23 protein-coding genes and 1 other annotated feature are annotated in these 24,395 nt (G+C 41.9%); of the genes, 3 read left to right on the top strand and 20 right to left on the bottom strand.

Annotated features, from left to right (window positions below; genetic code table 11):
• Positions 1–38: 38 nt before the first annotated feature.
• From LI149_RS10590 to LI149_RS10575, 4 genes are read right to left on the bottom strand one after another with little or no spacing between them, the layout of a single operon-like run.
• Entirely contained in the window at positions 39–707 is a 669-nt protein-coding gene (locus tag LI149_RS10590) for a replicative helicase loader/inhibitor (RefSeq protein ID WP_227078840.1), read from the bottom strand.
• A complete protein-coding gene (locus LI149_RS10585) occupies positions 700–1,389 on the bottom strand; it encodes a replisome organizer (RefSeq protein ID WP_227143334.1) in 690 nt (229 codons plus the stop codon). Before LI149_RS10585 ends, LI149_RS10590 begins: the two co-directional genes overlap by 8 nt.
• Entirely contained in the window at positions 1,379–1,756 is a 378-nt protein-coding gene (locus LI149_RS10580) for a hypothetical protein (protein WP_227079401.1), read from the bottom strand. Before LI149_RS10580 ends, LI149_RS10585 begins: the two co-directional genes overlap by 11 nt.
• Positions 1,756–1,962 carry a hypothetical protein gene (locus LI149_RS10575; protein WP_227079402.1) on the bottom strand — a complete coding sequence of 69 codons (207 nt, stop codon included), beginning with the start codon at positions 1,960–1,962 and terminating at the stop codon, positions 1,756–1,758. Before LI149_RS10575 ends, LI149_RS10580 begins: the two co-directional genes overlap by 1 nt.
• 131 nt (positions 1,963–2,093) lie before the next feature.
• Between LI149_RS10575 and LI149_RS10570 the strand changes: the two genes are divergently transcribed.
• Entirely contained in the window at positions 2,094–2,699 is a 606-nt protein-coding gene (locus LI149_RS10570) for a helix-turn-helix transcriptional regulator (RefSeq protein WP_227079403.1), read from the top strand.
• 42 nt (positions 2,700–2,741) lie between these two features.
• On the opposite strand, the gene LI149_RS10565 is transcribed toward LI149_RS10570, so the two are convergent.
• Positions 2,742–2,882 (bottom strand): hypothetical protein, encoded by a 141-nt coding sequence (locus LI149_RS10565; protein WP_227079404.1) that lies wholly within the window; start codon positions 2,880–2,882, stop codon positions 2,742–2,744.
• 130 nt (positions 2,883–3,012) lie between these two features.
• Here LI149_RS10565 and LI149_RS10560 point away from each other — a divergent pair, with 130 nt between their 5' ends.
• Positions 3,013–3,498 (top strand): QueT transporter family protein, encoded by a 486-nt coding sequence (locus LI149_RS10560; RefSeq protein WP_117613954.1) that lies wholly within the window; start codon positions 3,013–3,015, stop codon positions 3,496–3,498.
• A 192-nt stretch (positions 3,499–3,690) separates the two neighbouring features.
• Here LI149_RS10560 and LI149_RS10555 read toward each other — a convergent pair whose 3' ends face one another.
• The 4 genes from LI149_RS10555 to LI149_RS10540 all read right to left on the bottom strand — a co-directional run bounded on the left by LI149_RS10555 (position 3,691) and on the right by LI149_RS10540 (position 10,798).
• A complete protein-coding gene (locus LI149_RS10555; RefSeq protein ID WP_227079405.1) occupies positions 3,691–6,123 on the bottom strand; it encodes a hypothetical protein in 2,433 nt (810 codons plus the stop codon).
• Entirely contained in the window at positions 6,124–7,275 is a 1,152-nt protein-coding gene (locus tag LI149_RS10550) for an SAM-dependent methyltransferase (protein ID WP_227079406.1), read from the bottom strand.
• A 132-nt stretch (positions 7,276–7,407) separates the two neighbouring features.
• Positions 7,408–10,050, bottom strand: coding sequence for a HAMP domain-containing sensor histidine kinase (locus tag LI149_RS10545; RefSeq protein ID WP_227143333.1), 2,643 nt, complete (start codon positions 10,048–10,050; stop codon positions 7,408–7,410).
• Between the two features lie 52 nt (positions 10,051–10,102).
• Positions 10,103–10,798 (bottom strand): response regulator transcription factor, encoded by a 696-nt coding sequence (locus LI149_RS10540; protein WP_173786452.1) that lies wholly within the window; start codon positions 10,796–10,798, stop codon positions 10,103–10,105.
• Positions 10,799–11,026: 228 nt separating this feature from the next.
• Between LI149_RS10540 and LI149_RS10535 the strand changes: the two genes are divergently transcribed.
• Positions 11,027–11,374 (top strand): sporulation initiation factor Spo0A C-terminal domain-containing protein, encoded by a 348-nt coding sequence (locus LI149_RS10535; protein WP_147567315.1) that lies wholly within the window; start codon positions 11,027–11,029, stop codon positions 11,372–11,374.
• Positions 11,375–11,467: 93 nt separating this feature from the next.
• Here LI149_RS10535 and LI149_RS10530 read toward each other — a convergent pair whose 3' ends face one another.
• The 11 genes from LI149_RS10530 to moaA form a co-directional block, all read right to left on the bottom strand.
• The gene (locus LI149_RS10530; RefSeq protein WP_227143332.1) at positions 11,468–12,853 is read right to left on the bottom strand and encodes a citrate/2-methylcitrate synthase; all 1,386 of its coding nucleotides are present in this window, start codon (positions 12,851–12,853) and stop codon (positions 11,468–11,470) included.
• A 3-nt stretch (positions 12,854–12,856) separates the two neighbouring features.
• Positions 12,857–13,735, bottom strand: coding sequence for a 16S rRNA (adenine(1518)-N(6)/adenine(1519)-N(6))-dimethyltransferase RsmA (gene rsmA, locus LI149_RS10525; RefSeq protein WP_005331837.1), 879 nt, complete (start codon positions 13,733–13,735; stop codon positions 12,857–12,859).
• A 375-nt stretch (positions 13,736–14,110) separates the two neighbouring features.
• Positions 14,111–14,893: a TatD family hydrolase gene (locus tag LI149_RS10520; protein ID WP_227079290.1), complete on the bottom strand. Its 783-nt coding sequence runs from the start codon at positions 14,891–14,893 to the stop codon at positions 14,111–14,113.
• 1 nt (position 14,894) lies between these two features.
• The gene (locus LI149_RS10515) at positions 14,895–15,881 is read right to left on the bottom strand and encodes a diaminopimelate dehydrogenase (RefSeq protein WP_117494407.1); all 987 of its coding nucleotides are present in this window, start codon (positions 15,879–15,881) and stop codon (positions 14,895–14,897) included.
• A 158-nt stretch (positions 15,882–16,039) separates the two neighbouring features.
• Positions 16,040–17,986: a methionine--tRNA ligase gene (metG, locus tag LI149_RS10510; RefSeq protein ID WP_117613945.1), complete on the bottom strand. Its 1,947-nt coding sequence runs from the start codon at positions 17,984–17,986 to the stop codon at positions 16,040–16,042.
• Between the two features lie 130 nt (positions 17,987–18,116).
• Positions 18,117–18,371 (bottom strand) — a binding site (T-box leader).
• A 228-nt stretch (positions 18,372–18,599) separates the two neighbouring features.
• Entirely contained in the window at positions 18,600–19,220 is a 621-nt protein-coding gene (locus tag LI149_RS10505; protein WP_117613944.1) for a hypothetical protein, read from the bottom strand.
• Between the two features lie 146 nt (positions 19,221–19,366).
• Entirely contained in the window at positions 19,367–20,428 is a 1,062-nt protein-coding gene (locus LI149_RS10500; RefSeq protein WP_227143331.1) for a sulfate/molybdate ABC transporter ATP-binding protein, read from the bottom strand.
• Positions 20,429–20,559: 131 nt separating this feature from the next.
• Positions 20,560–21,264 (bottom strand): molybdate ABC transporter permease subunit, encoded by a 705-nt coding sequence (modB, locus tag LI149_RS10495; protein ID WP_173786455.1) that lies wholly within the window; start codon positions 21,262–21,264, stop codon positions 20,560–20,562.
• Positions 21,265–21,379: 115 nt separating this feature from the next.
• Positions 21,380–22,270 (bottom strand): molybdate ABC transporter substrate-binding protein, encoded by an 891-nt coding sequence (gene modA / locus LI149_RS10490; RefSeq protein WP_227143330.1) that lies wholly within the window; start codon positions 22,268–22,270, stop codon positions 21,380–21,382.
• Positions 22,271–22,442: 172 nt separating this feature from the next.
• Complete coding sequence (locus tag LI149_RS10485) at positions 22,443–23,378, bottom strand: molybdenum cofactor synthesis domain-containing protein (RefSeq protein WP_227143329.1); 936 nt, start codon at positions 23,376–23,378, stop codon at positions 22,443–22,445.
• 4 nt (positions 23,379–23,382) lie between these two features.
• A complete protein-coding gene (moaA, locus tag LI149_RS10480; protein ID WP_227143328.1) occupies positions 23,383–24,390 on the bottom strand; it encodes a GTP 3',8-cyclase MoaA in 1,008 nt (335 codons plus the stop codon).
• Positions 24,391–24,395: the final 5 nt, after the last annotated feature.

The raw sequence follows: 24,395 nt of genomic DNA, 5'->3' as shown, positions 1-24,395 counted from the left end.
TGTCGTGAGGCGTCCTCTGCTGCAAGGTATATATTTATTCACTTTTTTGATCGCAACTCTGTTTTCAATTCTTGCAATTTACTATCACTTTGTTCTGATATACTTGTAACCTCTCTATTTGCTTCAATTTTGGCAGGTTCTTGATTTAATGCAATCTTTATTGCCTCTTGATTTTTATGCTGGATTTGAGCTGAGTACGAACTTGCATTGACTTGAGCAATTCTATTTTTTAAATCGTCCGGCAACCTATCATACTCTGTTTGCTGCGCTGCCTCGCTTCGATATGCCCTCATAAAGTTAGATGAAGCCACTTGGCTGTTATAATCCTCATCAGTTGCCCACGCTCTAAGTTGTCCCGGAGAGCCAACTGCTTTTTGAATCAATGGCGGTAATTTTGAAAATGCAGCCTCTGAATTATATGCGCTATTCCGAACTGCATTTTCTACAAGCGTCCACGCCTCAAGCTCATTCATTTGCTTTGGTATACTCAATTCCTGTACTCGTGCTATTAATTGTCCCGGTGCCGGTGCAAAACCGCTCGTATCTGAACGCAAATAGGTGATAAACGCCTGTTGTGCCAAATCAAACGAAATATCAGATAAAGCTAAATGCCATGTATTAACTGCAACACTTTTATCCAATGGTTTATAGTTTGGATATGCTCCCTGTATCATCATCAATAATCTTGCCGCTTCCTCTCTAAGCATTCAACCATTCCCCCAGTTCATTTCTATCTGCTTGCAGGTTATTACTATCTACCTGTCTTCTTTTTTCCCATGTTCTTACAGATGCTTTCCAATCTTTCATTTTCGACTTACCAACATACCACCCTTTTGAAGAATAGAAATCAACAAAACATTGAGCATCAACATTATTTCCACGTTCAAGACAATATTCTCGTACTTCTTCCACAGTGGGCGGGATAAATCGGGACGATTTTCCCCCCTTATTATTTATACTATCCTTACCTATACTATCCTTACCTAACCTAACCTGGGTATCCGTAATGCCTACCATGTGGTTGCTGATTGGTATACCATTTGAAGTCATGTGCAATTGATAGCGGTCATCAACCGTATCTAACTGTTCCAATTCTGCTTTAAATCGCGTGGGTGTATAACGATCTTTTCTCAAATAATTGTTTATTTTCCAGTCACGTATAACAACAACTCCACTATCAAATGGAATAATAAAACCTTTTGCAATCAAAATTTTCAAATCGTCTTCCGAAGCATTTGTTAAGCGGATAATTTTCTTTGGTGCACTCACAAACCCGTCATCATCAGCCTCTAATCCATATTGAAAATACAACGCTTGAGCAGAAGACGGCATATCGAGAAAATGGTCTGAGCAAACAATATCTCTTGAAAACATTCTTCTATTTGCCATTTATGCTTTCTCCTTTCATTGACTGCTGCCCCTCCGGTACTTTCAAGGCTCTTTTTGCACTCTTGACCGCCTTTAGGGTATTCAACGCCCTGGCATTCATTGTATGTACAAATTCCTGTATCTCTTTCCTGTCTTTCGGTCTCCAATAACCTCGGCCGGATCCGGAACAAATAATTGCGCCGTGTTCCCGCTCATAGGCTATCCGCTGCTGAAGCTCTCTTGCTGACCCACACCCAGTCATTTTCACAAGCTCCTGCGTAGTGACTGCATTTTCTTTACCAACTGGCAGCAGTCCCTCAATTAAGAAATCAGTCTTGCCGGACTGTCCCTCTGTGTGCACTCGGTTATTTCTGTTTTGATTCTGCATTATTTTACTCCTGTTAATGAATTGAAATACTGATCTATCTTTACACGATCCCACAATACCCGGCGTCCGATTTGAACTTTTGCCCCAATCTCTTCACCAAGTTTCATTGCGTTATTCCGTCCAAGATTGGTATATGCTCTTAACTCCTCCGTGTCCATTAATCTAGATTCTCCAATTGCTGCTGTGCTCGTTCTGTTTTTCATCATGTCTTCCCTTTCGTTTATCATTATTTATTAATCATTCTTGACTTAATTTTAAACTAAAGTTATAATATTTTCAAACAGCTATTAAACTTTATTTTGTTTAAATAAAATAGTAAAAACAGGTGGGATAAACTATGATAAAATCAGAATTAAACAAAGAATGTGGAATCCGTTTAAAAGAATGCCTAAATAATTCTAACATGACACAAAACGAATTATCTTCCTTAACTGGATATACACAACAATATATTAGCAATATTGTTGTAGGGCAAAAACCAATGACCATTAAAGCAGCAAAATTATTTTCCAAACACTTACATGTAAGAGAAGCATATTTGCTATGTGAAAGCAATCATAAAACAATGGAAGATATGCATACAGCAATGATTACTGGTATTAATGAAATGGAAGAATGCATTCTTCGTTATGCACATTACAATGGGCTTACTATAGAGTCTTGTATAATTATTACAAATACGGGTGAGCAACTTGTTAAAAAAGAAAATTTCGGGGTATCCGTATTTGATAAAACTTCTTTACTCGGCAAACAAATCGTAAATGGAAAAGAATGCACAATCGCTGATATAAAATTTAAAATCAAAATTTACAATAAAACATTCATTGTTGATGCAGATCGTATATTCGAATGCTTTAACTTCATAACTAATTACTTGCAAGTACAACGACAACGCTTATATAACGAATTAGAAAGAAAAGAAAAATATTTAAATATGAATTAGTTCCTAGCCCCAAATGCCACCAGGCCAAAAGGCTGGTGGCAGCTATAGAACTATTGCATTTATTGCTTTGCTATACTCAATTTTAAACTTGTGTTTAAACGCTTCAATCTCCTCTGCTTGCTGCCATCTCTTTTCCCATTTTGTACTTTTTTGGTACTTTCCTTGATTTTTTCTATCTTCCATGCTATACTATCACCCGATGTAAAACCCTGAAAAAACAAGGTCTTATAGGGGTTTCGCCGATTCCCGGCGTAAAATGAATCGAGTGTTCGTGACCTTCCACTCGTAAAACAAAACTAAAGGAGAATTAAAAATGAAGAACAAAAACATCAGTTTCATGACACAGGCTGCTATGATTGCAGCTATCTATGTGGTGCTCACTTATGTATTCGCACCATTTTCATTCGGAGAGGTACAGGTTCGTATTTCAGAAGCCCTGACCATTCTTCCGGTATTCACACCAGCAGCAATTCCAGGATTATTTATCGGCTGCCTGATAGGTAATATCCTCGGCGGTGCAATACTCCCTGACATTATCTTTGGAAGTATTGCAACATTGATCGGAGCTTTCTTTACATGGAAACTTCGCGAGAAGAGTCCTTACCTTGCCCCGATTCCACCGATTGTTGCAAACATCTTGATTGTTCCGTTCGTTCTGCGTTACGGATACGGAGTTGCACTTCCAATTCCATTTATGATGTGCACGGTTGGTATTGGCGAGATCATTTCCTGTGCAGTACTCGGAATGGTACTTTACTTTGCATTAAAGAAATACGCAAAGACATTATTTGCACAGTAAATTCAAGATTACCTCGGCATTCTTGCTGCGAGGTGCGCGTCATGCAATTGCATGACATACTTCTACTGCGCACCTCTGCAAGTCTACACTCCGTTTCGGTCGGCGCAAAACCATTGTCCACCGGACAATGTGCGCCCTGCCGGAAGCTATATCAGCTGGGAGATTGACTCCCAGCTGATATATATTTCACTTCTATTTTGCTGCCAGATATACACTGACATTTGCAAAGTCACTTTGTGCATGATTGCTGCGTGCACCGCTTCCGATATCTTCACAGCTGACTATTCCGTCACTATAACCAACAATCATCAACGTTGTTTGCGCATCTAAGACGGCAATTAACGGTCGTCCCTGATTAACATTGTAAAGCAGTTCGTCTATCGTACAGCCACTTAAATCCATCACGCTTCCATAAACTTCTGCAATTGCATCGACCGCAGATTTTCCACCTGCGAGTGCCTGTCTGAGCTGTTCTGTATCTGCATCTTCCGTGTCAATCGAATATTTCAGATCACGGTTTCCACGCTCCCAGATGTAATTCTGATCAGCATCAATCACGACTCCGCCACAGTCATTGGCTTTCTGAATCGCTTTTCCTGCAGTATTATAAGTTCCCTGAAGCCTTCCATGACCATACACATAAAATGCGTCTGTTTCTTTTTTGCGGTCCAGACTGACCTGTGGAACATTTTCAAGTACCACCTGTTTCGGTTTTAATAGCTTCGGCTCCTTGTCAGAAATGCCATCATCATACGTCAGGCGAACCTGTGTCTCTTTCAGATCTGTTTTATATGTCTGCACATAAATATTGCTTTCTTTCGCCTCTTCGCTGCTTGTAATATAATCCTGTGCTGTTCCGGTGTAAGTATCGCCGTCTTTTACCGCACGGTCAAGGGTGATCATATTATCCTCAAATGTAGCACTTAACATATAGATTCCTGACTGTTCATAAGTTTTGATCACCTTATCTTTACTACTTGTAATCTCCACTTTATACATCGGAATGACCTGGGCTCCTGACAGTGTTGTTCCGACTTCTTCCGTTTTTGCAACACCGTAGACAAAATCACCATCCATGAAGCCAAGTGGTTTGATACACTCGCCATCTTTGCAAGTCACTTCATATTCTTGATCAGTCTCCAGATTCATAACTGTCACAGACTTGGACTTCGAAGGATCTTCTTTCTCATAAGCTACCAGATGTCCATCTTCGCTTGCAACATACTGATCTTCATTCAGTCCTGTCGCAAGCTCCTTTTTCGTACCTTTATTCATATCCATTTTGTAGAGTACGTCATCTGCAATCGTATACAGACAGCCATTTTCTACATTATAGTAGACCAGTCCGCCCACTTCTTCCTGGGCACGGTCATAAGCCTTGTCACTGGATACGAATAATTTTTCCTCAACAGAATTCTGTTCAATATTATAATAGTAGACTGCTGATCCAGTCTCACCTTCATGGCTGCCCCGGTTCATGTATCCGCATACGGCAAATGTTGTATTTCCCTTTTCGTCTACATTTAAAATCTTAATATCATGCTGCATCAGCATATTCCGGATATCCGTATTCTCCGCATCTGCAAAGCTGAACACAAGAGAAACTTCATCTCGGTCACGATTATAATTCCATAGTTCTCCCGCCTGCACAAATGACACAACGGTTCCGTTTTTATTTACCATGTAGACCGGATTCTTGTCTGTGATGCCAAGAAGTACACCTTTTTCATTCAACACCTTCTTCGTCGCATCAAATATCTGGTCCATCGTCCGGTCATAATCTAACAGATATGTCTTCTGACTTCCGGAAATGTAACGCACACGGAAATATTCCCGCACCTGGTATTCGTCTTGCTCATTTTCCTCACCAGTACAGTTCACACGATATTCCAGCTCCACTGCCATATATGTGCTGTTCAACTCTTTAATCGTCCAACGCTCACTTCCATCAACCTTCGGGGCCAGATCTCCCCATGTTACATGCGTGTAATCTGAGTGGATCGTCACATGCTGTAATGTCGTGTTGTCTCCTTCATCACTGGGCTCAATCGCCGTTCCAATTCCAACACCTTCCGCTTTCGCCAGTGCATTTTCATGGAAACTTTGTACATAATCCAGGCTTGGCGCCGCATTTAACTTGGCTCCGTCCACGATTCTCGTATAATAATACATGTCGTGATTGTCCATATGCAGCGTGATCTGAAGCATACGCTCCTCAGACAAAATATTTTCACCATCGACATTTCCTACTTCCAGCGTTGCATTCTCTCCTGGCTTCTTCACCTTTTGTTCCAACAGCTTTTCTTTGCCATCGATCGAATAAACCGTATAGTCCAGGCTGTCGATCACATTTTCATAAGCTTTAATGGTGACCTGAAGCTGGCCATTGCTGACCGGTGTGATGGAATCACGTACGCCTGTCAAATCCATCTCATTCTTATATCCGGGCAGGTCATTGAGCGAATAACCGTTATAAGAAAACGCAATCTGGGGACGTGTTGCTGCCCCCATATCTGTCGTCATGTTACTGTTCTTTTTATTTGTCACATAGCCAAATATGACCACCGCAGCAAGAAATACCAGAACCAGTACCCCTGCGTGGATCACGCGATTTTTCCATTTCATTTAAAGCTCCCCTTTTTCGTCTAGCAGTCTCCCCAGTGTCGGTGTCACGCGAAGAAATGTCTCGCATGCGCGGATGCTCTCTTCATTGTCTGCCCGACGACCTGTTTTCACCGCACGAAGCAGAATATTTTTCGGTGTATGTTCCATGTCAATAAATTCCAGAACCTGCACGTCGTATCCCTCCCTCTTTAGATACTCCGCACGTAATCCATCTGTCACAAGCGCCGCCATACGTTCTTTCAAAAGTCCATAATTCATGATCGGCGAAAGCACATCGTTCTTCATCTGCCGGTTCAGTTCATGCTGGCAGCAAGGCACCGATAAAATAACCTTCGCATTCCAGCCAATTGCTTTTGCCAGCGCAAAATCCGTTGCTGTATCACAGGCATGAAGTGTCACAACCATATCTACTTCCTCCGCGCCCGTATAGTCTGCAATATTTCCCTCCAGAAACGTCAGCTTATCATACTGATACTTCTTCGCCAGCTCGTTACATTTCCGGATTACATCCGTCTTCAGATCCAGACCGATGATCCGGATGTCATAAGATTTCAGCTCATGAAGATAATAATACATAGCAAATGTAAGATAAGACTTTCCACAGCCAAAATCCAGAATTGTAAGCTCTCTTCCAGAATCAAGCTGTGGTAAAATATCCTCGATAAATTCCAGGAACCGGTTGATCTGCCGGAACTTGTCGAACCTTGCATGCACAATCTTTCCTTCCTCCGTCATAACACCAAGATCCTGTAAAAACGGAACCGGTACACCTTCCTGCAGGATATATTGTTTCTTCCGGTTATGATTCAGATCCAGCGGGCGCATCTTTGCTTTCTTCTGCTTCTTCTTAATCGTAACCTTTCCCTTCTTGCTGATAAGCACTGAAAATTCCGCATCCGCCGTCACAAGCTGCATCTGCTTCATATTCTCCATAGACTCCAGCATCTTTTCGCACGCCTCATCCGCACTTAAATTCTCATGAAATGCCTGATTCCCACGAAACGTCTCCATCTGATAGACCCTTGTATCTTTCATGAGCACCGGGCGCACCTTAACCTTTGCCGAGAGCTTCTCATCTCTCGGATTACTCAAAACCGCCGATATAAAATTGTCATTTAAATTTTGTTCTAATATATTTTTTAATTCATTCATAGTAGTAATATTGTACTAGCGGTACGGGAAAAAGTCAATTTGGGACAGGGTAAAAGTTGATTGGGGACAAGGCAAATTAAAGTTAGGGACGTAGTACTTTGGCGAAATGCTACGTCCCTAACTAAAAATTTATCAATCTATTTTATCAAATATAATCACGACTTTGAATAGATCACCGTCCAGATACAAATCAAATGTTCCACCCATCATTGTGGTCAATGTCTTCGCAATAGACAATCCAAGTCCGCTTCCTTCGGTACTTCGTGACAGGTCGCCGCGGATGAATCGTTCAGTCAGTTCTTCTGCCGAGGAAATGTTAAGTGGCTGCTCAGATATGTTTTTCAGACTGAAGATTACTTTTCCGTCCAGTGTCTGCAGATCTGCATAGATGCGTGTTCCTTCCATAGCATATTTTGCAGCATTATTATAAATATTTGCAAGCACGCGCCACATTCTTCTTCCGTCTACCCGAACAATCGCATCTTCTTCCGGGAAATTCATGATCTGTGTCAGATTTCTGGCCTGGAATTTTTCTTCAAATTCTCCGCTCGTCTGCTGGATGAGTTCTATCATATTAATATTCATAAACTCGAGAGAAATATTACCTGAGCTGACTTTCGATGCCTCTACAACATCTTCTGTCAAAGTCTTCAGTCTCTGAGATTTTTCTTCCAGAACTTCAATATATCTTTGAATCTTCGGATCATCAAATTTTTCTTGTTTCAAGAGATTTACATAATTAATAATGGAGGTCAGCGGCGTCTTGATATCGTGAGATACATTTGTAATCAGATCTGTCTTTAACCGCTCACTTTTCATATTCTTCTCGACTGCCGCATCAAGTCCGCTTCCGATAGAATTGACTTGTTCTGCAATCTTGCGTTGTTCTCCATGTATATCTTCGAGATCAATCTTGTAATCCAGCTCACCTTCACTGATTTTCTCAATACCTTCTTTAATTTTCTGTCGTCCGACTGCCCAGTTGACAAGGATTACAAATCCTGCTGTCTGCACAATGAAAATCACGAATGACCAAAATGCACTTGGCCAGCCTGATGCCAGATATGCCACCCAATGTACTGCTGCATACGCAAGATATAAAACAATTATTTTTGCTATGTGTCTGGCATTTCGAATCAATAATTTCACAAACTCTACGACACTGTACAGAAAACTGTTCTTCCATGCAATTCCTGCTTTTATTCTTCTGGCCAGACTCAAAATACCAACGAGAAACATATTACATGTATAGACTGCAAGTCCTCCGAATCCAATCATTCCAAAAAATGTTTCGTAAGAAAGAATACCATTTCTTACTGCAAATGTTTTCTGGGAGATAATTCCCGCAGCTCCCATGAAAAGCACAGTCAATAGTGACGGTACGAACCATGCAAATATAACTGCTGCAGCTCCGACTTCTGTCTTACATCTGTCAAATTTATATAGATGCAGTTCTCCATCTCTTTCCGTTCGACCTGCGATTACAACAAGCCATACTACACTGGCAAAAAATATTAAAAACGCCAAAATCATTCCTGCACTGACTCCTCGGACAAACGGACTATACTTTTCATAAAAATGTGCATTTTTATAATAACTATCTTTCACAGGATACTTCGTATCCACACCTGTCATAAACACAAACTCTCCTTTATCTACATTACTCAGATAAACGGTCTGTGACTGCCATAGTTCTGCATCTGCTTCCTGAATATTCGTCTCAAACTCTGACAGTTTTGATTTTATTATGACATATTTCCCCATCTTACGAACACTTTTAGCAACATCATTAATATTATTTTCCTGCCCAAGCTCCTCCCGATTTGTGACAACTTTTCCACTCTTTAAATCTAAATAATAATAGAAAAAATTACTATCTCCTTCTTTATACTGCTCTGTCAGGCTCTCATAATTTGCATAGCGGTCTCCAATCTGATAAATACAGCTTTCCAGCATATTATAAGCTTCATTGAGCCTGCCATTCCAGTTGGAATTCTCATTCACTATCTGCAAGAGATTTTCTGCTTCCAGTGGAGCTGCCTCCTCACGGAATAACACTCCATCATATTTCCAGCAATCTATATAGAGCATAGTTCCCTCTGCATCTTCGATTCCCCGAAAATTCTTTTCCTCTTCCGTCATTTCATTTCTATCTGATATATCCACATTTTCCAGCTCATCTAAGATCTGCTCCGATGTCTCCGCACCTATTCCATCTGTCATTACAAATTTTAATTCACCATTTAACACCTTTTCATTAAAATCATCCTGACTATAGTAATGATAACTTCCATCTGATAATTTACAAACGATCGGAGCCTTCAGATCTTCTGCGTCGTTGCCTTCTAATTCTGCTGAATCTGTAAGTGTATCTCCGACATAACTGGTACTCTCACTGTAGATCAATTTCTGATACCAATTCAACAAATCTCCCAGTCGATACGAAAGACCACTTTCATTCTGACCACTAATCGTCTCACTATTGTTATATACCTGAATATCGACCAGCTTATCCTCGTCAATCTTTCCATCTGTCTCAAACATCTGCTCACTGTCAATGCCGGACATCACTTGATACGCACTATTCATAAGCTCTGTATCAAAGTCATAGGAATCTTCATAGCTCTGCGTAAGTTTTCCTGTTATAAGGTCATCGAAAAGTTCTGCGTAAGACATGATGCTCATAACGCCGAGCATCATCGAAATAACCATAACATTTGCAATTATGATCAACAAAATTCTGGTCTTTTTTTTCTTATGCCATATCTTTTCCATAACGTCTCCCTTCTGTTAACTTTTTTCTTACAGGTCATACACTGACCTGCTTTTACTGCTTCTCGATCTTATACCCTACGCCCCACACGACTTTCAGATATCTTGGTTCTTTCGGGTTGATCTCAATCTTCTCACGGATATGACGAATATGCACTGCCACTGTATTATCAACACCCACCGCATTTTCATTCCAGATATTTTCATATATCTGGTCAATAGAAAATACTTTGCCCTGATGCTTTACAAGCAGCAGCAAAATGTTGTACTCAATCGGGGTAAGCTTCACCGGCTCGCCATCTACTGTCACTTCTTTCAGATCATCGTTGATCGCCAGTCCGCCGACTGTATAGATTGCCTCGTTTTCCTTTATCGCCGTGCTTCCAAGCTGCATATATCTGCGCAAATGTGATTTCACACGGGCAACCAGCTCCAGCGGATTAAATGGTTTCGTTATATAATCATCAGCTCCGATATTAAGTCCCAATATCTTGTCCGCATCCTCGGATTTCGCAGACAGAATAATAATCGGAATATTGTGCTTCTCGCGAATTTTTAAAGTTGCCCTGATTCCGTCCATTCTCGGCATCATGATATCCATGATCAGAAGATCTACACTTTCTTTTTTCAAGATCTCCACTGCCTCGATTCCATCGTAAGCTTCCAGAACCTGATGTCCATCCTGGGTCAGATATATCTCGATTGCCTCTACAATCTCTTTATCATCATCACATACTAATATTTTTGCCATCTCATTTCACCTCTCATATCTACTATACAAGATTAGCAAATAAAATTTAAGACATAGGAATGGATTTCTTAAGAAATGATGAATATTTTCAAGAATAACGTCGAAAAATGTCTAAAATAATGTAAACGAAATCTAAGACCCTTTATTTTCAATAAATTTTGATAAAATATCAAAAGATAAAACTTACTTAGACTTCATAATTTCTAGTTTGTAAAGGGGGAGTTTTCTATGTACACTCACGACATTGACTATGTAATCCGTACCCTTGGAGTAGGTGCTACATATAGGGGATATCGCTATCTAAGTTATGGGATTGAATTATGTCTGACAGACGAGGAATATCTGCTTGCCATCAGTAAACAGCTTTATCCGGAGATTGCCAGAAAGTATAAGACGACAGTCGGAAGTGTTGAACGTGATATCCGCACTGTTATAAGAGTCTGTTGGGAAAATGGTTATGATCAGCTTCAGTCCTACTCGTTCCGGCCATTACATGTCCGTCCAACGGCCGGTGAATTTTTCGACATCCTTGTCGCCTATCTAAGCCGTAACAAACCAGTTCTTCAGGCTGTATGATCCTAAGTAAAAGAAACGGAATTTTATTATCAAAAACAAAGTAAAACCCCGCAAGCTTTGGGCCGCTGCAGGGTTTTATTTTTTTACCGGAGATTAACGATCTTCCATCTTCACATACTCACGGTATGGAGACAACGGCTTATAAGCCGGTCGGATAATCTTATCTACATTCTTGAGCTCTTCCAGTCTGTGGGCGCTCCAGCCTACAATACGGGCCGCCGCAAAAATCGGAGTGTAAAGAGATGCCGGAAGATCCAGCATACTATACACAAGACCACTGTAAAAGTCCACATTTGCATTTACACCTTTATAAATTTTACGCTTTTCGCCGATGACCTGTGGAGCCATGCACTCTACCATGGCATACAGTGCGTACTCTTCTTCCCGTCCTTTTTCTTTCGCAAGCTGCTCTACGAATTGCTTGAAAATCTCCGCACGCGGATCGGATACAGAATAAATCGCATGACCCATGCCATAAATCAGCCCTTTCTGGTCAAATGCTTTCTTATCCAAAAGGTCTTCCAGATACTGATGTACTTCGTCTTCGTCCGTCCAGTCGGAAATTTTTTCCTTCATGTCTGCGAACATCTGCGTTACTTTGATATTGGCACCGCCATGCTTCGGTCCCTTAAGAGATGCCATCGCTGCGGACATTGTAGAGTACGTATCTGTTCCTGAGGACGTAACTACGTGAGTGGTAAATGTTGAGTTATTACCACCGCCGTGATCCATGTGGAGCACCAGTGCCATGTCCAGGATCCTTGCCTCAAGCTTCGTATATTTCTTATCCTCGCGGAGCATCATCAGAATATTCTCAGCTGTGGACAGATTCGGCTGTGGTGCATAAATGTACAAATCTTCTCCCATGCGGAAATTATATGCATGATAACTATAGACCATCAGCATCGGAAACTGGCTGATCAGATTCAGACACTGTCTCAGTACGTTCGAGATGGTCGTATCGTCTGCTTTATCATCGTAGGAATAGAGATTCAGGATTTCTCTGGACAGACTGTTCATCATGTCGCCGCTCGGAGCCTTCATGATAACGTCACGCACAAAATTCGGCGGAAGCGTTCTTCTCTCCACCAGAGTTTCATGGAACATCTCAAGTTCAGAACTATTCGGAAGTTCACCAAATAAAAGCAGATAAGCAATCTCTTCGAATCCAAAATGATCTTCTTTCAAGAAACCGCCAACCAGATCTTTGATATTGTAACCCCTGTAATAAAGATTGCCGGCACATGGAACTTCTTCGCCATTCACAATCTTCTTGGCACAAACATCGGAAATATTGGTCAGTCCTGCAAGCACACCTTTTCCGTTCAGGTCACGGAGCCCTCTTTTTACTTCGTACTTAGTATACAGCTCTTTATCAATGGCATTATTCTTCTCACACAATCCTGCAAAATGCTGAATCTCCGGAGTAATCTCAAATAATGCACGGTCTACGCTTTTATTCACTGTCTTTCCTGCCATAAATCATCTCCCTTTCTTTTCCCACAAGTCGTTGCTAAGCGCAGCAAATTCTTCCAGCGATAATGATTCACCGCGAACACTTTCTCCTTTGCCAAGCTTTGCAATTGCTTCTGTAATCACATCTTTCGGCAAATCAATCTTGTCAGAATTAGACAATCCATTTGCCAGTGTCTTTCTTCTCTGGTTGAAGGATGCTCGGATAATATCAAACATCCACTTCTCATTGTCCACTTTCACCGGAGGAGCCGCATGTCTTGTAAGACGAATGACTGCGGAACCAACCTTCGGTCTTGGCATAAAGCAGTTCGGAGGTACATTTGCCACTATATACGGATCTGCATAGTACTGGACAGCCAGTGACAATGCTCCGTAATCCTTGTTTCCCGGTCCGGTCTGCATACGGTCTGCAACTTCCTTCTGCACCATGACCGTAATACTTTCAACCGGAACATTTCCTTCGAACAGCCCCATAATGATCGGAGTCGTAATGTAATATGGAAGATTCGCAACCACCTTCACCGGACGTCCGCCGTTCTCCTTCTCCACAAGACCACGGATATCTACTTTCAGAACATCATCATTGATCACCATGACATTGTCATACTCGCTGAGGGTATCTTCCAAAATCGGGATCAGATTCTTATCAATCTCCACGGCAGCTACCTTTCCTGCCGCCTCAGCCAGATATTGGGTCATGGTACCGATTCCCGGTCCAATCTCCAGAACCATGTCATCTTTTGTAATTCCGGCCGCACTGATGATCTTCTCAAGCACATGCGTGTCAATCAGGAAATTCTGTCCGAATTTCTTCTGAAAATTAAAATGATACTTTTGCAATATTTCAATTGTATTTTGTGGATTTCCAAGTGTTGGTTTACTCATACTTCTTTCTATTACTCCTTCATTCCATCAAACCATAAGCCAGATGAACAAACAGCAATTTATGTTCATTTGGCTCAAGTGCCGGTACTGGAAGGATTGTCCTCCTCGTACCGGCACTGTTGCCATTAAAGATATTATACACTATGTCGATAAAAAATGTTATTAAGATTGTATGAAATTTCCGACATATCACTTCACATATTTTTAATTTATGATACTGCCAGCAGCTGTTCAAGAATGCCTCGGCATTCTTGCTGCGAGGTGCGCGTCATGCAATTGCATGACATACTTCTACTGCGCACCTCTGCAAGTCTACACTCCGTTTCGGTCGGCGCAAAACCATTGTCCACCGGACAATGTGCGCCCTGCCGGAGGCTATATCCGCTGGGAGTCATCTCCCAGCTGATATACCTGCTTCGCATTTATCTCAGTCTGTATAAGAACCTCCTCCACAGAAATTCCTTTCAGCCGGGCGATCTCCTCTGCCACATACTGGATATATGCAGATTCATTTCGCTTGCCGCGGTTCGGCTCCGGTGCCAGGTACGGGCAATCCGTTTCCAGTACAATCGATGTCAGTGGTATTGCTTCCACGACACTTTTTAGTTTCTTTCCATTTTTAAAAGTGACGACACCACCGACTCCGATATAATATCCCAGTTTCACATACTCAGCCGCCAGCTCTTTTGAACCGGAAAAACAGTGGATAATTCCGGTCAGATCCGATGCGTGCTCCTTTATAATACGAAATGTATCTTCCGACGCATCACGACTGTGGATATTTACCGGAAGCCCGACCTTTCTCGCCAGATCAAGCTGTCTGATGAACCACTTCTGTTGAACCTCTCTCGGCTCCACATCCCAGTGGTAATCAAGACCAATCTCACCGACAGCAACCACCTTCGGATCGTGACACATTTCCTCCAGACGTGTCAGCGCATCATCGTTCAACTCGCCGACCTCGTCCGGATGGACACCGACAGCCGCATAAACTGCCGGATACTGATGTGCCAGCGCAAGTGCATTTTCACTTGTCTGCATAGAAGCACCCACCGTCACAATTGCTTTCAGCCCACGCTCCTTTAAGTTCGTCAGCAACATTTCCCGGTCCACATCGAACTGTTCGTCATCGTAATGTCCATGTGTATCGATAATCATATTACAGAATCTCTTTTCTGAGCTGCTCTGGTGTCTTCATAGATAATAATGCAGGCGCGATATCAAATACACTTCTTGCTCCGTTCTCGCCCTTCTGATTCAGGCGGTAAGCTGCTCTTGCATAAGCAATCAGAACGCTCGCTGTGAACTCTGGATTAGAATCCAGTTTCAGAGAATACTCAATCACATGCTTGTTGCCCTCTTCTCCAGTTTCACCTGTGCGGATCACGAATCCACCATGAGGCATCTTGCTGTGGTCTCTCTTCAGCTCTTCCTCAGAAATAAAATGAACGGTCGTGTTGTATTCATCAAAATAATTCGGCATAGTCTTGATCGCATTTTCAATCTCAGCTTTGTTGGCACCCTCTTGCGCTACAACATAGCACTCACGCGTATGTTTGTCTCTTGTAGTCAGCTTTGGCTCACTTCCACTTCTCACCTGATCAACAGCCTCGTCAACAGGAACTGTATACTGGATCGCATTCTTCACACCCGGGATACGGCGGATAGCATCAGAATGTCCCTGGCTTACACCCTTGCCCCAGAATGTATATGTGCTTCCCTGGACAAGAATAGACTCCGCATAGAGACGGTTCAAAGAGAACATTCCCGGATCCCAGCCAACAGAAATAATACTGATATTATTTCCCTCTTTTGCAGCTTTGTCCACATTTGCAAAATACTCTGGGATCTTGGCATGTGTATCAAAACTGTCAATTGTGTTAAAATTCGCTGCAATCTCTGGACCCATGACCGGAAGATCCGTTGCAGAACCACCGCACAGAACCATTACATCCACGTCACCCTTCATAGATAACATATCATCCATGTGCACTACTTTCGCACCCTCAGTCGCAACTTTGACAGACGCAGGATCTCTTCTTGTAAAAACTGCCGCTAGCTCCATGTCCTCATTTCTCTTAATTGCCTGCTCAACGCCACGGCCAATATTACCATAACCTACAATACCAATTCTAATCTTACTCATATTTCCTCCTTTGGGGACGGGGTTTTTTCAAAAAAACCCCGTCCCCAATTAAATTGTGTAATTATTTAAACTGCCTTTTTCCGCTTCTTACAGCGATTGTTAACCTGTCCCTTTTTGAATTGTGCTTCATCGTACACAAAATTTTTAAGTTCTGTATATTAGCAAATCTCTGCTCCTGCCGGCATTGCTTTTTCCGGTGTCATCAGGGCCAGATTTCCTTCTGCATCTTCTGCGCACAGAAGCATTCCTTCTGAAAGTACTCCTGCAAGTTTTGCCGGCTTCAGGTTCACAAGTACCATAACTTTCTTGCCGACCATTTCTTCTGGTGTATAGTGTTTGCGGATTCCGGATACAATCTGTTTTACCTGACTTCCGATTTTTACCTGTGAGCACAGTAATTTCTTAGATTTCGGGACTGCCTCGCATGAGATGATCTCACCTACCTGGAACTGCATTTTTCCGAAGTCGTCAAATGTAATTTCTGGTTTTGCATCAATATCGATTACTGTCTCTTCTTCACCATCTGCCTGATTCTCTTTCTCTTCTGCTGTCATCTGTGGATGAAGTTCTTCTACTTTCTTCATTACTTCTTCTACGTCTAATCTTGCGAAAAGAATTTCCGGCTTTTCTGTCACTTTTCCGTCACCAAGTTGTGCAAGAATCTTCTCAGATGTTTCTGGCATGAAGGACTCCAGAAGTCTTGCGCCTGTTTTGATGCTCTCGATCAGATTATAGAGCACTGTCTCCAGACGGTCTTTCTTAGCCTCTTCTTTTGCAAGTGCCCACGGCATTGTCTCGTCGATGTATTTGTTGCAGCGTTTGAAGAGTACGAAAATCTCTGTGATCGCATCTGCCACACGCAGCTCGTCCATCTTAGCTTCCACTCTTTTTGGCGTATCCTCTGTGATTGCTTTCAGATCCGCATCAACTGCTTTGTCTTCTTCTGTCTCAGCAACACCTTTATTCGTCACCGTTCCGCCAAAGTATTTATTTGTCATAGAAATGGTTCTGTTGACCAGATTTCCAAGTGTATTTGCCAGATCGGAATTCATACGCTCTACCATAAGCTCCCAGGAAATAACTCCGTCATTCTCAAATGGCATCTCATGAAGTACGAAGTAACGTACTGCGTCAACTCCGAAGAAATCTACCAATTCATCAGCATACAATACATTTCCCTTGGATTTACTCATCTTACCATCGCCCTGCAGAAGCCATGGATGTCCAAATACTTGTTTTGGAAGTGGAAGATCCAGTGCCATCAGGAAGATTGGCCAGTAAATAGTGTGGAAACGGATAATATCCTTTCCGATCAAATGTAAATCTGCAGGCCAGTTTTTCTTGAACTGCTCTGTGCTGTTTCCATCACAATCATATCCGATTCCTGTGATGTAGTTTGTCAAGGCATCCAGCCATACATACACAACATGCTTTGGATCAAAGTCAACCGGAATTCCCCATGTGAAGGATGTTCTGGACACGCACAGATCCTGAAGACCTGGAAGAAGGAAATTGTTCATCATCTCATTTTTACGAGATACAGGCTGAATAAATTCCGGATGCGTGTTGATATAATCGATCAGACGGTCAGCGTATTTGCTCATTCTGAAGAAATATGCTTCTTCCTTCGCTGGTTTACATTCGCGTCCACAATCCGGACATTTTCCGTCTACTAACTGAGACTCTGTCCAAAAGGACTCACAAGGAGTACAGTACATTCCCTCGTATGAACTCTTATAAATGTCTCCCTGATCATACAGTCTTTTGAAAATTTTCTTGACCTGTGCTTCATGATCCTCATCAGTCGTACGGATAAATTTATCATAGGAAGTATTCATTAAATCCCAGATTTTCTTAATCTCTCCCGCTGCATTGTCAACGAACTGTTTTGGTGTAATACCTGCCTCGTCCGCTTTCAGTTCAATTTTCTGACCATGTTCGTCAGTTCCTGTCTGGAAAAATACATCGTATCCCTGACTTCTTTTGTATCTTGCAATTGCATCTGCAAGAACGACCTCATAAGTATTACCAATATGCGGTTTGCCTGATGCATAAGCAATCGCTGTAGTAATATAATACTTTCCTTTGTTGCATTTCTCACACATATTCTTCTCTCCTTCTATAATCTTAATTTTTCATTATTTAATGATAATTTTTTTCACATCCTGCCGGTGGCTTTTTGTATAGGTAGGAAATGCAATTTCCTACCTATACAAAAAAACCGCCTTCTCATACTGAGAAGGCGGGATATTCCGCGTTACCACTTCTTTTCGCTCTATCCTCACGGATCAGAACCTCATCGAGTGCCATCTACACTCTTTCGCTGTAATGGGCGAATCCCATTAAGTGCTAAATTCCTGACCTGTCTGCCACTCTTCACACTCACTGCTCCAAAGCCATCTTCCGCTTGTTCCAATCCGCCCTTCTCAGCTTAACCGGGGCTTCTCTGTAGAATCTTTCCAACCGTACTCTCTTTTTCCACGCATTTTCTGTTTCATTTTCAATATTCAGCAATTTCCATAAATCATCCTGGCTATCTTATGAATATTTACATCTCTTTTATATAGATATAAAAGAATTTCAACGTAAAAATCGTAGCACAGTAAGGACTGGCATGTCAAGCCTTTTATATAGCTTTCCTATGGCCAGCTATTAATACCCTGCCATTAATACCCTGCCATTAATACCCCGGCTATTAAATACTTTGTTTTGTCTAATTTATTCGCCTGGGAACATAGTTGCTTCCAGTGTCTCCATCTCCGATTCTTCGATTCCGTATGCCCCATCCTTGTCCGCTGTTACATGAACTTCCAATGTCGTCTCATCACCGTAAGAGTTTGCTTCAATCGCACGGTTCAGGCTCTCAACTAAAATATCCATAAGCACATCTGTCTGTGTCGGATCTTTTCCCTGATCTGCATACTCTGTTGCAATATCATTTACATAATTGGAAGAATTACTGAATACATCTGATGGCTTGATCACTACAGTTACTACATAGCTGTCATCATCCTGTTTCTTGGCATCTTTTACTGTGAAATCTGCCAGATCATAGGCCTTATCAGCTACCTCTATGTATTTATCCATCATCTCATCACTAACGTCCATTCCTGAAAATGCGCTCTCGATCTGAGTTCTCATACCTTCTGTCACTTCTTTTTTCGCATCACTCTCAGAAATTCCACGGTATTCGGCATATTTATCATACTGTGCATGATAATTTGCATCTAATACCGATTTTGTGTATCCTGCTGCATCAAAATCTTTGCCACATGCAGTCAGCCCCATACACATCAGTACCGCCATCCCCAAAGCCAATACTCTTTTCATTCTCTTCATACCTTTTTCCTCCTCGTTTTGATTTTTTTCAAATCTACTCTATGCTCAGTCTAACATACCCCTATAAAACCCGCAACTACTTAAACCTCTTTTTTATCCTCTCATATGAACCTCTTTTTTATCCTCTCACTACTTAAACCTCTCTTTTATCCTCTCAGGAACATCATGCTCTCTTCCGTAAGTTCCAGATAATCCGGCATTCCTTTCTCTCCGATTTTTTCCAGCTTTTCTCTCTGAAGAAACCAGCAGATCGTCTGTTTATTCTGATTTTCTTCCCCCTCCGGGTAAAGGTAATAATTTCTTTCGAAAGGAAGTGCTGCCTCACTTTCAACATTTATCTTCAGACAGTTCTCCTTTCGCTTTCCCCACACTGGCACAAAATCATGAGCCCGATACCCAAACCAGGTTGCCTGTTCATCAATCTCCTGATTCGTATGTAATGTAATTCCCCAGTCAAGGATCTCTGCCGTATGTACATCTACACGTTTTATTCTGGAAAAGTTCTTACAGCCGGTCAGTTTTGCAGCCTCTTTATATACAGGCTTCGCAAATATTTCTTTCGTTTCTCCATAAATGACCGGTTTCCCCTGATCCATGATCAACAGTTCCTCGCTGAAACGATAAATTTCGTCTCTGCTGTGCGATACCATAATAACAGTTCCTTCATAATCTTTCAGCATCTCGATCAGTTCCTGCTGAAGCCGGTCTTTTAAAAATACGTCCAATGCGGAAAATGGCTCATCCAACAGAATGACATCCGGCTCATACGCCATGATCCTCGCCAGTGCAACTCTTTGCTGCTGCCCACCGGAAAGCTGTCCCGGCAACCGGTCAGCAAGTCCTGTCAGCTCAAATTTTTCAATCATTTCCTGTACTTTTTTTTGCTTTTCTTCCTTGCTGCCTTTCAGACCTGCCGCAATATTTTTTTCAACTGTCATAGTTGGAAACAACGCATAATTCTGAAAGAGGTAGCCGACATTTCTTTTCTGTGGTTTTAAATCCACTTTATTGGCCGAATCAAGCAGCACCTTATCATCAATCTGTATCATTCCAAAATCCGGTGTCTCAATCCCCGCGATACTCTTAAGCGTCATGCTTTTTCCACAACCAGATGCTCCCAGAATCCCGATTCGTTTCGATTCTGTCTGAAAATGTATATCAAGACTGAATTCTCCCAGTTTTCTCTTAATATCTACTTTAATTCCCATTCTTTATCCTTCCCGCATCTTTCCACAATTTCCCGTACAATCCCATGCATTCACCATCCACAATTTCTTTTTGTCGTATGCTTGGCAACTCAAACAACATACTGAAGATGCAGTATGTTGTTTAACCGGATCTACCAGCGTTTGATATTCTTCATCTTTGTGCCGGATATAAAATTCATGGAAAAGATTACAAGAAATGCGATGAGCATAACGATCGCTACCCATACTCCCGCTGTTGCATAATCCCCATCCTGAATGACCATAGCAATTTTCTGAGAAATCGTTCCCGTCTTTCCGGGAATATTTCCAGCCAGCATAGATGTTGCTCCGTACTCTCCAAGGGCTCTTGCAAATGTAAGAATAGTTCCGGATGCAATTCCAGGTCCTGCACTTGGAATCACAACTTTCCAGAAAATCCGGATGTCAGACATACCAAGTGTGCGCCCTGCATAAATCAGATTGACATCTAACTGTTCAAAAGCAGCTCTTGCATTACGATACATTAGCGGAAATGCGATAACGGTTGCTGCAATAATACAACCAAGCCATGACTGCACGACCTTAATATCAAATGTCTCATACAAAAAAATTCCAAATGGTCTTCTTTTACTAAAGATCAAAAGCAGGAAGAAACCTGCGACAGTCGGTGGCAGTACCATCGGCAGTGTCAGTATTCCATCAATGACCGCCTTCTTGCCCGGTGTTGTCTTTACCACTTTTCTCGCCGCATAAATTCCTAAAAAGAATGATATAAAAGTCGCCATGATTCCTGTTTTTAATGATATAAAAAGCGGGCTCCAGTCCAGATTTTTAATAATCGATTCCATTGCATCCATCTATATTCCTCCTCCGACTTCAAGAATGTCCCTGCCCTGTTTTGAGACAGGAACGGGACTTTTTTTGCTTTTTTAATTCCCAGTCAACTTTTTGCTGGCTTAGGAAAGATATTCCTTACTCTACATCTGTATCGAAGTAGTATTTCTGGAAAATTGTTTTTGCTTTATCAGATGTTACAAAATCGATGAAATCTTTTGCTGCTGAGACTTCTGCATCACTTGCTTCGTCATTTTTAACCTGAGCGATCGGGTAGATTACATTTCCTGTAAGATCATAGCTTACTGTCTGAAGGATATTAAGCTCATCCTCATATCCATATGTATCAGAATAGTATGTTGTACCAACTTCACAAGATCCCTCTACAACTGCTGCCAATACTTTACTTACGTTATCCTGCTCGCTGATTTCAACTCCGCCAAGTGCCTCAGATACTGTCTCTGTAGGAATTGTGGATACATCATCAACTTTATCAAGGATTCCAAGGTTTACAAGTGCCTGTCTTGAATATTTTCCAACCGGTACGCTTCCACCTGCAAGAGCGATGCTGGAAGCATCTTTTAAAGTCTCAAGTCCGATAACCTTTGTTCCACTGTCTTTACGTGTTACAACTACGACCTGGTTGTTTACAACATTCTTACGTGTTCCGTCAACTACAAGTCCGTCTGTCTTCTCCAGCTGATCCATCTGTTTCTGAGCTGCTGAAAAGAATACATCACACGCATATCCTTCCTCGATCTGTGTAAGCAGTGTTCCTGAACTATCTGCATTAAATGTAATCTTCACATTTGGATGGTCTTTCTGATACTCTGTTGCGACTTCATCCATAACTTTGCTCAAGCTGGCGGCAATAAATACCTGAAGCTCTACATCCTCTGCATCATCAGCCTTCGCCTCTGTTTTTGTCTCCTCTTTTTTGTCATCTTTGCTGTCGGATTTACTTCCGCATGCTACAAGTCCTAATACCATAGACATTGCAAGTAATGTTGCTAATACTCTTTTTTTCATCTCGTTTCTCCCTCTTTTGGATTAGCATAATGACTGTTTTTGAAAATGCGATTCGTTTTACAAAAGCAATCGGTGTATAAATAATATAGCGGTCGTTTATACGTGTTTACACATTTTCATGTCTGCTCTCACATGCAACCGCTATTATTATCCTCTCTGATATCATGAATTATCAGCTATTTCCACATTCACCATCTGTGCCACGCAAAATTCCAAGTCCATGTCCCAGATGTGGCAATACATACTCCAGACTCTCTTTTACAGCCTTCGGGCTTCCCGGAAGATTAACGATCAACGTCTTTTTTCGAATTCCGGATACAGCCCGGCTAAGCATTGCTCGTCCGGTAATAGAAAGTGAATACTGACGGATCGCATCTGCAATTCCCATCGCCATGCGGTCACAGACTGCCTGTGTTGCCTCTGGTGTCACATCTCTTTCTGCAAATCCGGTCCCACCTGTCGTAAAGATCACATTGACCTGTCTCTGGTCTGCCAGTCTCATAAGCTGATGCTTCAAAGGCTGCTCTCCGTCCGGAAGCAGTAAGGTCTCTATCACATCATATCCTTCCTTCACAAGCATCTCCTGAATCAATGGACCACTCTTATCCTCTCGCTCTCCTGCAGCACCTTTATCACTCAAAGTAATAATCGCCGCCGTAAACGGACGATCTTTTTCTAATGGAAGCATTGTGATCTCATCACCAGCCTTAATCTCGCCACCTTTCAGAACCCTTGTGAACACACCTTCTCTTGGCATGATACAATCACCCATAACCTTGTAGATCGCACAGTGGCTATGGCATTCTTTTCCAATCTGCGTCAATTCCAAAATTGCTTCTCCAATCTGAAATTTCGTTCCTACCGGGACTTTACTCAGATCAAACCCTTCCACAACAAGATTCTCTCCGAATGCCCCAAAGTCTACGTCCGCACCTTTCTCTCGAAATGCTTCAATCTTTTCAAATGAAAGCATACTCACCTGACGGTGCCATTTCCCCACATGGGCATCTCCCTCAATTCCCCATTCTTCCACAAGTCTTGCAGACTCAATTGGTTTTTTCTGGGTTCCTTTTTTCTCACTAATACAAATTGCTAATATCTTTCCCACAGCTCTATCCCCCAATTTGACTCATTTTCTTATCTTCCGTAATTTCACTTAAATTTTCAAAACGGTGGCTTTTTGGCTTTAACTGAATTGCCTCCGTGATTGCCTGATACAAATATTCCAATATTTCTTGATCTGCCATTGTCGTCCCGCATCTCTGCGACTTTTCATGCCTGTCAATAATATCCTTCAGCTCCACGCCTTTTCCATAGCACAGACAAGGTTTTAAACACCCTTGCGCCGTCATGCGTATCCGGTTACAATACTGACAGAATTTTCCATGAAGTGCACTGATAAATCCTACACTTCCCTGACCTCCCGGAAGCTTCACATAAACTGCCGGTCCATTTCCATGAATCTGTCGATCTTCCTGAATATCAGGATATTGTTTCTTTAACTCTTCCAAAATGTCTTCATTGTAAATCGTCTCAAACTTTTTTCCAAGCCCAATCGGCATCATCTCAATAAAACGTACATCCAGCTTTTTCTCCAGCGTCAATCTTGCAAGTGCCAGAAATTCATCCTCATTCATGCCTTTTTGAAGTACACTGTTGATTTTCACCGGGATTCCGGCATCTACTGCCTGATCCACACTTTCCAGCACCCTGAAAAGTTCGTCCCGTCCGGTAATTACCTGATAACGTTCCCGGTCCAGTGTATCCAGACTAATATTCACCGCATCCAGCCCATTTTTCAATAGTTCTGGCAAATATTTGAACAGCAGGACACCATTCGTAGTCATTGTTACCTGCTCTACTCCCGGAATCTTCTTAATCTTTCCAATCAATTCCGGACACCCCAGTCTTACCAGCGGTTCTCCTCCTGTAATTTTGAATTTACGGATTCCGGCCTTTGCAGCCGCCTGACAGACCATCTCAATTTCTTCGTAAGAAAGAATGTTCTTCATCGAAACTAATTCTACTCCTTCCGGCATACAATACCGACACCGGAGATTACACCGATCCGTAATGGAAATTCTCATATAATCTATTATTCTTCCATACTGATCCTTCATAAATC

Origin of the sequence: Dorea sp. 210702-DFI.3.17, assembly GCF_020560825.1 — a bacterium.
Taxonomy (GTDB): Bacteria; Bacillota; Clostridia; order Lachnospirales; family Lachnospiraceae; genus Dorea; species Dorea formicigenerans.
Note: the sequence above shows the minus strand (reverse complement) of the source record. Positions and strands in the feature narration are given on the sequence as shown.